15 protein-coding genes, 1 tRNA gene and 1 other annotated feature are annotated in these 13444 nt (G+C 42.3%); of the genes, 13 read left to right on the forward strand and 3 right to left on the reverse strand.

The window, feature by feature from the left end:
• Positions 1–186: 186 nt before the first annotated feature.
• Entirely contained in the window at positions 187–1131 is a 945-nt protein-coding gene (locus F8R90_RS16705) for a glycosyltransferase family 2 protein (protein WP_196511682.1), read from the reverse strand.
• Between the two features lie 153 nt (positions 1132–1284).
• Between F8R90_RS16705 and rplS the strand changes: the two genes are divergently transcribed.
• The 11 genes from rplS to F8R90_RS16760 all read left to right on the forward strand — a co-directional run bounded on the left by rplS (position 1285) and on the right by F8R90_RS16760 (position 9046).
• The gene (rplS, locus tag F8R90_RS16710; RefSeq protein ID WP_190734030.1) at positions 1285–1647 is read left to right on the forward strand and encodes a 50S ribosomal protein L19; all 363 of its coding nucleotides are present in this window, start codon (positions 1285–1287) and stop codon (positions 1645–1647) included.
• A gap of 145 nt (positions 1648–1792) precedes the next feature.
• Positions 1793–1865 (forward strand) — tRNA-Trp (locus tag F8R90_RS16715).
• A 180-nt stretch (positions 1866–2045) separates the two neighbouring features.
• Entirely contained in the window at positions 2046–2267 is a 222-nt protein-coding gene (gene secE, locus F8R90_RS16720) for a preprotein translocase subunit SecE (protein ID WP_190894722.1), read from the forward strand.
• Positions 2267–2908, forward strand: coding sequence for a transcription termination/antitermination protein NusG (nusG, locus tag F8R90_RS16725; RefSeq protein WP_190894721.1), 642 nt, complete (start codon positions 2267–2269; stop codon positions 2906–2908). Before secE ends, nusG begins: the two co-directional genes overlap by 1 nt.
• Positions 2909–2914: 6 nt before the next feature.
• Complete coding sequence (gene rplK / locus F8R90_RS16730) at positions 2915–3340, forward strand: 50S ribosomal protein L11 (RefSeq protein WP_100898684.1); 426 nt, start codon at positions 2915–2917, stop codon at positions 3338–3340.
• 123 nt (positions 3341–3463) lie between these two features.
• Entirely contained in the window at positions 3464–4177 is a 714-nt protein-coding gene (gene rplA, locus F8R90_RS16735; protein ID WP_190894720.1) for a 50S ribosomal protein L1, read from the forward strand.
• A gap of 70 nt (positions 4178–4247) precedes the next feature.
• Positions 4248–4416: a sequence feature (ribosomal protein L10 leader region), on the forward strand.
• Between the two features lie 63 nt (positions 4417–4479).
• Positions 4480–5094, forward strand: a complete 615-nt coding sequence (gene rplJ, locus F8R90_RS16740; RefSeq protein ID WP_196511683.1) for a 50S ribosomal protein L10 — start codon at positions 4480–4482, stop codon at positions 5092–5094.
• 79 nt (positions 5095–5173) lie between these two features.
• Positions 5174–5566 carry a 50S ribosomal protein L7/L12 gene (rplL, locus tag F8R90_RS16745; RefSeq protein WP_181932255.1) on the forward strand — a complete coding sequence of 131 codons (393 nt, stop codon included), beginning with the start codon at positions 5174–5176 and terminating at the stop codon, positions 5564–5566.
• A gap of 388 nt (positions 5567–5954) precedes the next feature.
• A complete protein-coding gene (locus tag F8R90_RS16750) occupies positions 5955–6188 on the forward strand; it encodes a hypothetical protein (protein WP_196511684.1) in 234 nt (77 codons plus the stop codon).
• A gap of 235 nt (positions 6189–6423) precedes the next feature.
• Positions 6424–6984 (forward strand): chemotaxis protein CheB, encoded by a 561-nt coding sequence (locus F8R90_RS16755; RefSeq protein ID WP_190894715.1) that lies wholly within the window; start codon positions 6424–6426, stop codon positions 6982–6984.
• A 16-nt stretch (positions 6985–7000) separates the two neighbouring features.
• On the forward strand, positions 7001–9046 hold the full coding sequence (locus F8R90_RS16760; protein WP_196511685.1) for a hybrid sensor histidine kinase/response regulator: 2046 nt from the start codon (positions 7001–7003) through the stop codon (positions 9044–9046).
• 54 nt (positions 9047–9100) lie between these two features.
• Here the strand turns inward: F8R90_RS16760 and F8R90_RS16765 are convergent, their stop codons facing one another.
• Positions 9101–9472: a DUF2237 family protein gene (locus F8R90_RS16765; RefSeq protein ID WP_196511686.1), complete on the reverse strand. Its 372-nt coding sequence runs from the start codon at positions 9470–9472 to the stop codon at positions 9101–9103.
• A gap of 549 nt (positions 9473–10021) precedes the next feature.
• Entirely contained in the window at positions 10022–10156 is a 135-nt protein-coding gene (locus F8R90_RS16770; RefSeq protein WP_196511687.1) for a DUF4114 domain-containing protein, read from the reverse strand.
• A 176-nt stretch (positions 10157–10332) separates the two neighbouring features.
• Between F8R90_RS16770 and F8R90_RS16775 the strand changes: the two genes are divergently transcribed.
• Complete coding sequence (locus tag F8R90_RS16775; protein ID WP_331000672.1) at positions 10333–11745, forward strand: AAA-like domain-containing protein; 1413 nt, start codon at positions 10333–10335, stop codon at positions 11743–11745.
• A gap of 98 nt (positions 11746–11843) precedes the next feature.
• Positions 11844–13406 carry an AAA-like domain-containing protein gene (locus F8R90_RS16780; protein ID WP_196511688.1) on the forward strand — a complete coding sequence of 521 codons (1563 nt, stop codon included), beginning with the start codon at positions 11844–11846 and terminating at the stop codon, positions 13404–13406.
• Positions 13407–13444: the final 38 nt, after the last annotated feature.

Genomic DNA, 13444 nt, shown 5'->3' on the forward strand with positions numbered 1-13444 from the left:
GAATAATTGACGAGTTCATTCTTTGTAGAGACGGCGATTTATCGTGTCTCTCTAACGTGTCAGTGTTTTAGACGCGATTTATCGCGTCTCTACATGAGTGGTTTCTGGCTTATCCCAAAGACATAGCAAAAAACTTGGACATTCCTTTTTGTGGAATTCTCTAATGGTTTTAATCCTCGTAGGTTCTTAGGATTCAATTAACACAAGTTTGCGAACTTGAGAATTGTTTCCCTGAGAGCGGCGTGATGAGGCAGCAGTTAGCAAAAACTTCCAAGGCTGAGGGGAAACTATAGACGGATCTATCATTGAAAGAAAACTCTTGATATTTTTTTGCTTCAGTGCTACTAAAATCCAATGGAGTTTCAGGTAATTTTTTATATCTTGAAAAACGGGAATCTTTGAGCGATGTTGCTCATTTACCAAGGCGTAAATTTTCTCCTTCATCAAAATATTTGTAGCCAACCGCCTAGACAAAGAAAACTTTTGATTATAAGCACCAGGCCAGATAGTGCGGTAAGCAAGACACTGATTGAAGAAAATAGCATCGCCAAACTGGGCAATCCGAATCCACGAATCGATGTCATCACAGTTAGCATCGAGTGTGGAGTCCCAACCACCAGTTTGCAGGAAAGCATCACGGCGGCAAGCTACTTGTACAGGCGTACCAAAGGGTACAAGCTCTAAGAGCATACCGTAATGAATATCGGCTTGTGGAATATAAAAAGCTAATCCAGGGCCAACTTGCGGGGTGCGACTGAGTTCAACTTCATTGCCATCTACCTGAGCCGCGACACAAGAACAGATTACAGCATCGGGACAAAGTGCAATCGCCTTCGCCATCTCTTCTATGCAGTTAGGTGCTAAATAGTCATCATCATCTAAAAACTTAATCCAGTCGCCGCTAGCTTTGGCAACTCCAGCATTTACCGTTGCTGCATGGCCAAGGTTCACTTCGTTACGATGATAAACAACCTTGTCCCCTAAGCTTTTGATATAGGTTTGGGTATCGTCAGAAGAACAGTCATCGGCAACAACCACCTCGCACTCAATGGTTTGGTTACGAGCCGAGTCAATTGCTCTTTGCAGCAAGTTCAAGCGATTATAGGTACTGATAACGACGCTAAATTTCATAAATTTCACCCCTGTGTTACAGCATTCTGCAATATAGCTTTGAACTTTAGGCTGTTGTATCAGTAAAATTATCAATCTCAACAAGTAGACTGAAATAGGATTATCGATTTATCATTGATGATCGTGAGATTTTTTTAAGCAGACAGAAAGACTATGAGCGCTCAAGAGATTATCCGCTCCATCGAAGCGGAACAGCTAAAATCGAATCTGCCCGACATTTATGTGGGCGACACAGTAAAAGTAGGAGTGAAAATCAAGGAAGGCGAAAAGTACCGTGTACAACCCTACGAAGGAGTAGTGATTGCCAAGCGTAATGGTGGCATCAACGAAACGATTACAGTCCGTAAGGTTTTTCAAGGTGTAGGCGTTGAGCGGGTATTTCTGTTGCATTCTCCGCGGATTGATAGCATCAAAGTAATCCGTCGTGGTAAAGTCCGCCGTGCTAAACTGTATTATCTCCGCGATCGCGTAGGCAAGGCAACCCGGATCAAGCAACGGTTTGACCGCCCTTTGTGATTCGTCCTTCAATAGTATGGGAGAAATCTTAAGCGGCATCTGCCGCTGACTTGTTTTCCCGACGAAACTGAGGTATGATAAAAATCGCGTATTGCGTTAAACTGAAATTTAGTTCAGCGCAATGACTGAATAAAAAACAGCTTGTGCGCTCTTAGTTCAGTTGGTAGAACGCAGGTCTCCAAAACCTGATGTCGGGGGTTCAAGTCCTCCAGGGCGCGCTCAAGAGCAAAAAACAAAGCCCGAAATAATTACGCAACTGCTATATTAGCAGTTAGCGATAATAATTTCGGGTAAACTTATTGTATTTGTAGTTGTTTTGCTTTCAGTTAAGTGAAATAGAGTCGAAACTGCAAACCTAGATGACCAAAATTGAGTGACAAACGGGGAGATTAAGGGTCGTGGCCAAAAAAAGTGAAGCAGAATTGCCAGAAACCACAAATGGGTTTAGCTTTAACAACTTCATACAGGGAACCAAAGAAGAACTTGAAAAAGTAGTTTGGCCCAGTCGGAAACAGATAGTGAGCGAATCCGCCGCTGTGTTGTTAATGGTGGCACTCTCCGCATCTTTGATATACTTGGTCGATGGATTGTTTAGTTGGGCAGCACAACAGGTGTTCTGATGACTTTTGCAACAGACGAACCTCGCAACTCAACGTTGCAGTCGGAGGAAACAGCAGAAACAGCAGAAACAGCGTCAAAAGAAGCACGCTGGTATGCAGTACAAGTAGCCTCAGGCTGTGAAAAGCGTGTAAAGACTAACTTAGAGCAACGCATTCAAACTTTTGATGTAGCTGACAAAATTGTCCAAGTAGAAATTCCGCAAACGCCAGCGGTGAAAATCCGCAAAGATGGCAGTCGCCAGCATACAGAAGAAAAAGTTTTCCCTGGCTATGTGCTGGTGCGGATGATGATGGATGATGATACCTGGCAGGTAGTACGAAACACCTCCCATGTAATTAACTTTGTCGGTGCAGAACAAAAGCGTGGTAGCAGTAAGGGTCGCGGTCATGTGAACCCCATACCACTGAGTTCATCAGAAGTAGAACGTATATTCAAACAAACCAGCGAACAAGAGCCAGTTCTCAAAATTGACATGGCTACTGGTGATAAGATAATGGTGCTTTCTGGGCCATTTAAAGATTTTGAAGGCGAGGTAATTGAAGTCTCTCCAGAACGGAGTAAACTTAAAGCCTTGCTCTCAATTTTCGGCAGGGATACACCAGTAGAATTGGAATTTAATCAGGTAGAGAAACAGAGTTAAATACAAATGGCGAAGAAAGTAGTGGCGGTCATTAAACTGGCCCTGAATGCTGGAAAAGCCAACCCAGCACCGCCAGTGGGGCCCGCCTTGGGTCAACATGGCGTTAACATCATGATGTTCTGCAAAGAGTACAACGCCAAAACAGCAGACCAAGCTGGAATGGTGATACCTGTAGAAATCTCGGTTTTTGAAGACCGGAGTTTTACATTTGTACTCAAAACGCCACCAGCATCAGTGCTGATTCGGAAGGCGGCGAAAGTTGAAAAAGGCTCGAATGAACCCAACAAAAAGAAGGTTGGTTCAATTAGTAAAGCCCAATTGCAAGAAATTGCCCAAACGAAACTCCCCGATCTTAATGCCAACGACATAGACGCGGCAATGAAGATTGTGGCAGGAACGGCTAAAAATATGGGTGTAACAATCACGGATTAGTCATTGGTCATTGGTCATTGGTCATTAGTAAAAAACTAGCGACAAAGGACAAATGGCAAAAGACTGATAACTAAAAATTATCGGGGGAGAGGCAAGGCTTCGGAATTACCCCAGGAGAACAAAATGCCAAAAATATCGCGTCGTTTGCAAGGACTGCAAGCAAAAGTAGAAGATAAGGACTATCATCCTTTAGAGGCTTTAGCCCTTCTCAAAGACACAGCAACAGCTAAATTTGTTGAAGCTGCGGAAGCGCATATCCGTTTGGGAATTGACCCTAAGTATACAGACCAACAGTTGCGGACAACGGTAGCACTGCCCAAAGGTACAGGACAAATCGTCCGGGTGGCGGTGATTGCTAGAGGCGAAAAGGTAAACGAAGCAAGCAACGCTGGTGCTGATATAGTCGGTTCAGAAGAACTGATTGACGAAATCCAAAAAGGTAGAATGGATTTTGACAAGCTGATTGCTACACCCGATGTGATGCCACAGGTAGCAAAACTGGGTAAGTTGCTTGGGCCACGTGGTTTAATGCCATCGCCCAAGGGTGGAACCGTAACATTTGACTTAGGAAGTGCGATCGCAGAATTCAAAGCTGGTAAATTAGAATTCCGAGCCGACCGAACTGGTATTGTCCATGTTATGTTTGGTAAGACAACCTTCTCGCCTGAAGATTTGTTAGTTAACCTGAAGGCATTGCAGGAAACGATTGACCGTAACCGTCCTTCAGGAGCTAAAGGTCGTTATTGGCGCACATTTTATGTGTCAGCCACAATGGGCCCATCGATTAAAGTTGATATCAGCGCCCTACGAGATTTAAAACTGAGCGAAGCAGGTTAATAAGAGTTATGAGTTATAAGTTAGGAGTTAAGAATAAAACTTCTAACTCCTAACTACTCACTCCTAACTTTCAATTAAATAGGCAAAGCCGGAGACAGCAGGTGCTAATAGCTTAAATATCCTGCCGAGGTTAAAACTCTAATAGTCAGAATTACCACCCATAAAGGTGTGATAACTATGGCGTCAAGAGTCTTAATACTCGACCCCGGCTAGATTAGCTGGGGTTTGTTGTTTGGGTTCAGGTTTAGAAAAAACGTACAAGTAGGGCACTTCACCGATTATTTTAAGGAGGTGAGATTGGAATGGGTAGAACACTAGAAAATAAAAAAGAGATAGTAGCTGACCTCAAAGAAACTTTGAGTGAGTCAACTCTGGCACTGGTAATAGAGTATCAGGGACTAACTGTTGCTGAAATTAGCGATTTACGGCGGCGGCTGCGTCCCAGTGGTACTGTTTGTAAGGTGACGAAGAACACCCTAATGGGCATTGCCATTAAAGATGATGAAAAATGGCAGCCTATGTCGGAATTGCTCAACGGTTCTTCCGCATTTTTGCTGGTAAAAGAAGATTTTTCATCGGCAATTAAGGCATACCAAGAATTCCAAAAAGTCACCAAGAAGACAGAACTTCGTGGTGGTGTACTGGAAGGTCGCCTACTCAAAGAACCTGATGTCAAGGTACTAGGAGACTTGCCATCTAAGGAACAACTCATCGCACAAATTGCTGGAGCTATCAACGCCTTGGCTACCAAGATTGCTGTGGGTATCAACGAAGTTCCTGGTTCACTGGCGCGTGCTTTGCAGGCTGTCGCCGACCAAGACCAAAGTGGTGGTAGCACCGAAACTGCTGCTGTTCAAGATAGCAGTACTGAAACAGCTACTGAAGGCGATAGCAGCACAGAAACTGCTGCTGAATAGACTTCGTGGTTCATCAGTCAAAAGTCAAAAGCTAATGACTAATGACTAATAAATAATCAAAATTACAGGAGTTATATCAATGTCTGCTGCAACCGATCAAATTTTAGAACAACTAAAAACCCTTTCTTTGTTGGAAGCTTCTGAGTTAGTCAAGCAAATTGAAGAAGCTTTTGGCGTGAGTGCTGCTGCACCAGTTGGCGGCATGATGATGATGCCTGGCGCTGGTGGTGCTGCTCCGGCTGAAGAAGCTGTTGAGCAAACCGAGTTTGAAGTGATTCTCGAATCAGTCCCAGCTGATAAGAAGATTGCCGTACTGAAGATTGTCCGGGAATTGACCGGTTTGGGTCTAAAAGAAGCGAAAGACATGGTGGAAGCTGCGCCCAAGGCAGTTAAAGAAGGTATTGCTAAAGATGCTGCTGAAGATGCCAAGAAGCGCATCGAAGAAGCTGGCGGTAAGGTGACTATCAAGTAGTCACAATTCTATTACCAGTTTTTGATTAAGGAGCCTGAGTCAGGCTCCTTTTTTTGGATTTTTCTTTAAGTAAAAATGGTGTCCATTAAAGAATTATTGTCCATTGTTCAATAGCTCTCTAATAAGCTAAAAGCCCTACTACAAAAGTCTTTGAGCCATATTTTACCTTTAATTATTCTCTTGCCACTTTTAAAGTAAATGATGTCACTTTTCTTGGAAGACGGGTCAAGTGTATGTCTACGCGTTCTTTGAGTCAAGGCGCTAATCTCTCCGAACGTGAGGAAGTTCTACGGAGCAGGGTGGAGAGCAGGTAGAGGGAAAGTCTTATCTACTGTTTAATGATGATTCGCCAAAGTTTCAGCAAAAAGCCGATGTCATTGATGCCATTGTGCAAGCATCAAATAAAAATGCTTGCAGGGATGCGATCGCAGATGTAGCGAAAGCTCTGGGTAAAAGCACTCGAACTATTAAACGCATGGTGGGAAAAGTTGAACAGGTAGGGGTTGCGGCTCTAAGTGTTGGGCGTAAGGATAAGGGACAATTTGGTAATGCCGACTACTTAACGTTGGAAGCCTTTAATGAGCTAATTGATGTTTTTAAATGCGAATCCCCGTTATCTTAGTTGGAACTTACTATCTAGGCGATAATATTCTTGAATGGAAAAGTCTCCCATACGTGCGCCTGATTAGCGATCGCTCTTTGGGAAAAACTTTTTGGTTTACTGATAATCTTCAGTAGTTGGTATAGAAGCAAATCAAGGTAAGTTAGTAGCTGTGGTGGAACTGGAGAATGCTGAAAAGATTTTATGAGCTTATCAAGGTTGAAACCCACATTCTACAGGTGTGAGGACTAAACAAGTGCCGTTTAAAATTGTGGTAATTGGTACTTCTCTGGGCGGATTATCAGCATTAAAAATTATCCTGGGGAACTTACCAGCAGACTTCTTAGTGCCGATCGCGATCGTGCAACACCGTCACAAGGAGTCTAACAACACACTCCAGGAGTTATTACAAGAATCCACTTTATTGCCAATTCGAGAAGTGGAAGATAAAGACGAAATATTATCAGGACATATCTACTTAGCTCCAGCAGATTATCACTTGCTAGTTGAACTAGGTTACTTTGCTCTTTCGACTGATGAACCTGTTTCCTATGCCAGACCATCTATCGATGTGCTGTTTGAGTCGGCAGCTGATGTCTACACTGAGCAAGTTATTGGTGTAATATTGACAGGAGCAAATCAAGATGGTATGCAAGGTCTTAAGAAAATAAAAGCGCGGGGAGGACTGACTATTGTGCAGGAACCTGCTACAGCCGAGAGCGATATTATGCCAGAGGCAGCAATTTCTGCTGTTGCAGTAGACTGGATTTTGACACTCTCAAACATTGCTTCCCAAATGGTCAAGCTTTGTCATTAATCACGGAAATAAACCCATGCAGATGGAACCCAAAGTAAACATCCTCCTAGTGGATGACAAACTAGAAAATTTGCTAGCACTAGAAGCAATCCTGGAAAAACTGGGAGAGAATCTGGTGAGAGCTACTTCTGGGGAAGAAGCTTTGAGGTGTCTGCTACATCAGGACTTTGCAGTAATTTTGCTGGATGTGCAAATGCCAGGGATGGATGGGTTTGAAACTGCAACCTTGATTCGCAATCGGGGGCGATCGCGTCACACTCCAATTATTTTTCTCACAGCCTTTAGCACTAGCGACCAAATGCTGTTTAAAGGCTATGCCTTGGGTGCTGTTGATTATTTACTCAAGCCATTAGACCCGAATATTTTGACTTCTAAAGTCACTGTATTCGTAGAACTATTTAAGAAAACAGAAGCCGTCAAGCAACAAGCAGCGCAGCTGGTAGCTGTCAATGCCGAACTCAGGCAAAGTGAAGAACGATTCCGATCGCTGAGTACCTGTTCACCCGTTGGCATTTTTGAAATTGATACTGAAGGAGGATGTAGATATACTAATCCGCGCTATCAGGCAATTTGTGGCTTGAAAGCGGCAGAGAGTTTAGAAAAGGGATGGCTAGAATCTGTTCATCTAGAAGATAGAGAACGAGCAGTTTCCAGTTGGTCTAACTACATTCGTGAAGGTCGTGACTACTCTGAAGAGTTTCGCTTTCAAACTGCTCAGGGTATCATCCGTTGGGTTCAGGTTCGCTCATCACCTATGCTTTCCGGTCAAGGAGAACTGCTGGGATATGTAGGCACCCTCGAAGATATTACTGAACGCAAGCAAGCAGAAGAAGTCCGCGCTCAAATCATTCGAGAGCAGACCGCAAGACAGGAAGCAGAAGCAGCAAATCGGATGAAAGATGAGTTTCTCGCCGTTCTCTCCCACGAACTCCGCACACCTTTAACCTCCATGCTGGGCTGGTCAAAAATCCTCCGCTCTAAGAAACTTGACGACAAAGCCACTTCCCGCGCCCTAGAGGCGATTGAACGTAACGCTACATCACAGATGCAACTAATTGAGGATATTTTAGACGTATCTCGGATTATCCGTGGTCAGTTGCGGTTAAATGTATCTGCGGTAAATCTGATCACGGTGATGGAGGCAGCCTTAGAGGCAGTGCGTCCCCTAGCAGAACCAAAAGATATTAAGTTAAATACTGTTCTGGATACTTCGGTAGGGTCAGTTTATGGCGATCCAGCCCGGTTACAGCAAGTTGTCTGGAACCTGCTAACTAATGCCATTAAATTTACCCCTAAGGGTGGCAGGGTAGAAGTGAATCTGTCAATAGTCTGTGGTGAAGAACAACAAACAACTTACAAATACGCCCAAATTCAAGTTATTGATACCGGGATTGGCATCAGTTCCGAGTTTTTGCCCAAAGTATTTGAGCGTTTCCGGCAAGCAGACAGCACCACAACACGATCGCACAATGGACTAGGACTAGGACTAGCGATCGTCCGTCATCTAGTGGAACTGCACAAGGGGACAATCTTTGCCCAAAGTCCAGGCACAGGAGAAGGAGCAACCTTTACTGTGAGACTGCCACTGCTACAAGACAATAGGGCTAGCAGGGCGAGTAGAGAAGCCACAGGAGAAATTTCTTCTTCTGTGGCTTCAACGCCCCTTGCTGGATTAAGAGTTTTAGTTGTAGATGATGAAGCAGATACCCGTAACTTTCTCAGTTTTATGTTTGAAGAGTATGGGGCATTTGCCACTGCGGTAGCATCAGTTGATGAAGCTTTGGCAGTACTTGAACAAGCAAAACCAGATATCATGATTAGCGACATTGGCATGTCAGAGCAAGATGGTTATACGCTGATTCGGAAACTGCGCTCTTTAGAACCAGAAAAAGGCGGACGTATTCCAGCGATCGCTTTAACAGCGTACACGCGAGAAGAAGACCGCTTAGAAGCCCTTTCAGCAGGGTTTCAGCAGCATTTATCTAAGCCAATTGACCCCACTAAATTGATTGCTATGGTTGTCAATGTATTAAAATTACCTCTGGAAGTTTCAATGAGTTGATTTTGGACTGCGGAGCAGAGGAGCAGAGGAGAAAAACCAATGCCCCATAACCAATCAAGACGAAGTTAGGGCATGTTTTTTCAGATCGTCTAGCGAAACCACTTCCAAAGCTCTAGCATGGGTTGCAGAGAGAATAACCGGTGGAGCAACACCAGCATCGAGAGCTTCTTGCCAGCGAGAAGCACATAAACACCAGCGATCGCCAGGCTTCAGTCCAGGAAAATTAAAATCAGGAACAGGTCTGCTCAGGTCGTTCCCCCGCGATTTGGTGAACTCCAGGAATTCTAATGTCACTTCGGCACATACGACATGCGACCCGAAATCCTGACCACCTGTGCGACAAAAACCGTCGCGGTAAAATCCAGTCATGGGAGAAGTGCAGCAGACCTCTAGGTTTCCACCAATTACGTTTTTAGCTTCTGTCATCGTTAATTCGTTGCACTTGATTTTTTCACTCCGATATAAGCCTATATTGACACTTCCGTAGTTGAATAAAAATCGCGATCCCTTATTAAGCAGGGAATTCTAGAATCATTACTCATACCCAGCTGCCAACATTACGGTTATTAAGAATGGTGCAATATCACAGTAGAAGTTCCAATAAAAACCCTTGGTAGTTAGCCAAGGGTAATGCAAGTCAGTACTTTTTCGCATGGAATGTATCCTACTCAAATACCATAGCAACCGTCTAATTTAGAGATATGCCATTTTGCCAAACAAAAAAAGCCCCCAGTGGTAAGCTGAGGGTTAATTTTTTTGGAATAGCGGTAATCTACAAAGCTATTATTCCCAGATTGAGAATAGATTCTCATGGCTTTGACTTTCTAAAATATCTTTCTCTCGTTACACGATGTAGCTTTTTATTTGATTTTCATATATTTACACGAGTATGGATATTCCACCATGAAATGCTGTATTCCCTGCTCAGTAGAGTTTACAGGCTATATTGCTAAATCTATCCGTGGAAACTTCAGACTAGGCGATACTCAAATTAACTTGGACAATCAAATCGTTGTAATCTTTATCACCGCCATTTGCTAAATCCTCAAAGCCAAAAGCGTTATTACCTAACAGGCAAATCTGATCTGCTTTGACAGTCTTAGCACCCAAGAAGGAGAAGTGAACTGCGCCACACTAATAATTTTTTTTGTTCAAAGATAAATTGGATGTCAAAAACTGTACCCGTAGATATTTAATTTTCTTTTTTTAAATATTTATTCAGTTGTATATTATTACTATACCAAAGTAGATAAATACATCTAGTAAATGTTTAACTTTTAATATCCGTGGAAGATATTTTGCAAGCAGTAGAAAGAATTCTGCAAGATAAGCCTCTTGCTTCCATTCAGTGGTTTGTGCTCTCTCAATCGTGGTTGGGCAAAACTTACGATGAAATGGCAGAGGTATCAGGCTATCGCAACAATTACATCAAGGAAGTTGGCTCTGAGTTGTGGCAAGACCTCTCCGTTGCACTTGGAAAAAAAATAACGAAAAAAAATCTGCATTTAGCCTTGAATAAATACCTGCAAGACAAGATGAGCGATCAGGAAAATCACAGCCATCAAAAGTTGGGTGAAGAATCTAGCTTAGAAATGGTTTCTTCAGACTTGTTTTCAGCAAGCGAGATTGAATTTCCTAGCGGCCCTGTACCACTGGGTTCTCCTCTTTACATCAATCGCCCTCCTCTGGAAGAACTTGTTTGTCACGAGATTTTACACCCTGGTTGCTTAATCCGGATCAAAGCACCTAGAAAGACAGGAAAAAGTTCGCTGCTCAACCGGATGATTGCTTATGCTAGAGAGCAAGATTATCAAATTGTCTATTTGGATTTTCAAGAAGCTGACCAAGATGTTTTTGCTTCTCTTGATAAATTTTTACGTTGGTTTTGTGTCAATGTCAGCAGGCAATTAAATCTCCTTCCTTGTCTAGATGATTTTTGGGATACGGAAATGGGCAGCAAGGTAAGCTGCAAAATATATTTTGAAGCATATGTGCTGCAATACATTGATCATAGTCCTTTAGTTTTGGCTTTAAATGAAGTCCATCGAGTTTTTGAACATCCCAATATTGCCCAAGACTTTTTGCCAATGCTGCGATTTTGGCATGAACAAGCAAAGCAGGATCAAATCTGGCAAAAACTGCGGATGGTAGTAGTTCATACTACAGAAATTTATATTCCACTCAAGCTAAACCAATCACCTTTCAATGTAGGGATAACAATTACGCTGCCACCGTTTACTCTTAATCAGGTACAGAATTTAGCATTATCTTACAGGCTGCATTGGGCAGCAGACTCAGAAGGGGCAAAACGCCTTGTACCCCTACAAGCAATGGTAGGAGGACATCCCTATTTGGTGAGTCTTGCACTTTATCATCTATATCAGGAAGAAATGACATTAGAGATGTTACTAGAAACAGCATCTACACCAGTGGGGATTTACAGTCAGCATTTACGAGAACTGTTGAGCTTGCTCCAAAAAGAACCAGAATTAATGTCCGCGATGCAAAAGGTAATTTTAACAGATGAACAAGTGGAGTTAGATGCGATCGCTGCTTACAAGTTAGAAAGCATGGGTTTGGTTCAATTAAACGGCAATCAAGCTCACACAATGTGTGAGTTATATCGTCTTTATTTTAGCCAACAGCTTGGAAAGCAAAATACTACTAATGGTTCTGGTAAACTGTTGAAAGATAAATAATCAAAATACTTGCTCTCGTTCTTAATCTGAATTTTATCAATTGTCCCGATCCAAATTTATTTATTAAAAACGAGGACTAATTTAAAATTTTCAATCAAATGAACAATTATCGATACCAAGTTGGAGGTACGCTCACTAGTGATGCTCCTAGCTATGTTGAGCGCAGAGCGGATGTGGAACTTTATGAAGCCTTGAAGCAGGGTGAATTTTGCTACATCCTGAGCAGTAGACAAATGGGCAAATCCTCACTTATGGTAAAAACAAAGCATCGCTTCCAACGAGAGGGCTTTAGATGTGCAACCGTTGATATGACTAATATTGGTTGTGAAAATATAACTCCAGAGCAGTGGTATAAAGGAGTTGTAGGCGACTTATGGTTAAGTTTTAAACTGTTAGGAAAAGTCAATTTAAAAACCTGGTGGCAAGAAAAAAATGATATTTCTTTAGTTCAGAAACTCAGTCGATTTATTTCGGAAATTCTGTTAGTTAAATTTCCTAACGAAAGACTATTTATTTTTATTGATGAAATTGATAGTATTCTCAGCCTCGATTTCTCTGTTGATGACTTTTTCAACTTAATTCGCTTCTGTTATAACCAACGAGCAATTGATCCAGAGTATAATCGAATTACATTTGCAATTTTCGGGGTTGCAACACCTTCAGATTTGATTTTATATCGGAATCATACCACCCCTTTTAATCTTGGTAAAACCATACAAGTAAATGGTTTTACATTTGAAGAAGCTCAACCGCTATCTTTGGGACTGGATATTAAAGGCAATAATCCCCAGAAACTTTTGAAAGAAGTATTGTCTTGGACAGAAGGGCAACCATTTCTGACTCAAAAGCTATGTCGGCTACTTGTTAGTTTATCTCAAGATGATGTGGGTAGAATGCTAAAAATTCCCCCTGGCGCAGAAGAATTTTGGATAGAAAATGTAGTGCGATCGCACATAATCGAAAAATGGGAATCACAAGATGAACCAGAGCATTTGCGGACAATTCGCGATCGCATCCTTGGAAACGAACAATCTGCCGCCAGATTGCTAGGAATTTATCAGCAAATTCTCCAAGGAGTGGAAGTACCAGCCGACGATAGTCGAGAACAGGTAGAACTGTTGCTGTCTGGTTTGGTAATCAAAAAGCAAGGTTTTCTCCAAATCAAAAACCGAATTTATCAAGAAGTTTTCAATTTAGAATGGGTTGGAAAAAAATTAGCTTACTTGCGCCCTTACTACGAAACCTTCAATGCATGGATAGCCTCAAAGGAAAAAGATGAATCTCGCCTATTGCGCGGACAAGCCTTGATTGATGCTCAAACTTGGGCAAATGGCAAAAGCTTGACCAATTCAGATTATCGATTTTTAGCTGCTAGTGAAGAATTAGATCGGCGAGAAATGCAGCAAGCATTAGAGGCTGAACGTGCCAAAGAAGTTGAAGCACGCCTTGCAGAACAACAAAAAAGGCTGGCTCAACAAAAGAAAGCTGCCACAATCGTGACACTTTTGCTCGTAGGTATGACAATCAAGTTGGTGATTTCTATAGTGTGGGGAGTGTCGCTTTTACGAAAGATTGATGCTTTAGAATCACAGTTAAAATGTAATCAGATAAGGCATCAGGGCAAAGTAATAACAGCAAATTCTCGGTTAGGTAGATGCTGAGGCAAATTTTAGATTTTAGATTTTAGATTAAAAGTCTG

Origin of the sequence: Nostoc sp. NZL, assembly GCF_015714705.1 — a bacterium.
GTDB lineage: Bacteria > Cyanobacteriota > Cyanobacteriia > Cyanobacteriales > Nostocaceae > Nostoc > Nostoc foliaceum_A.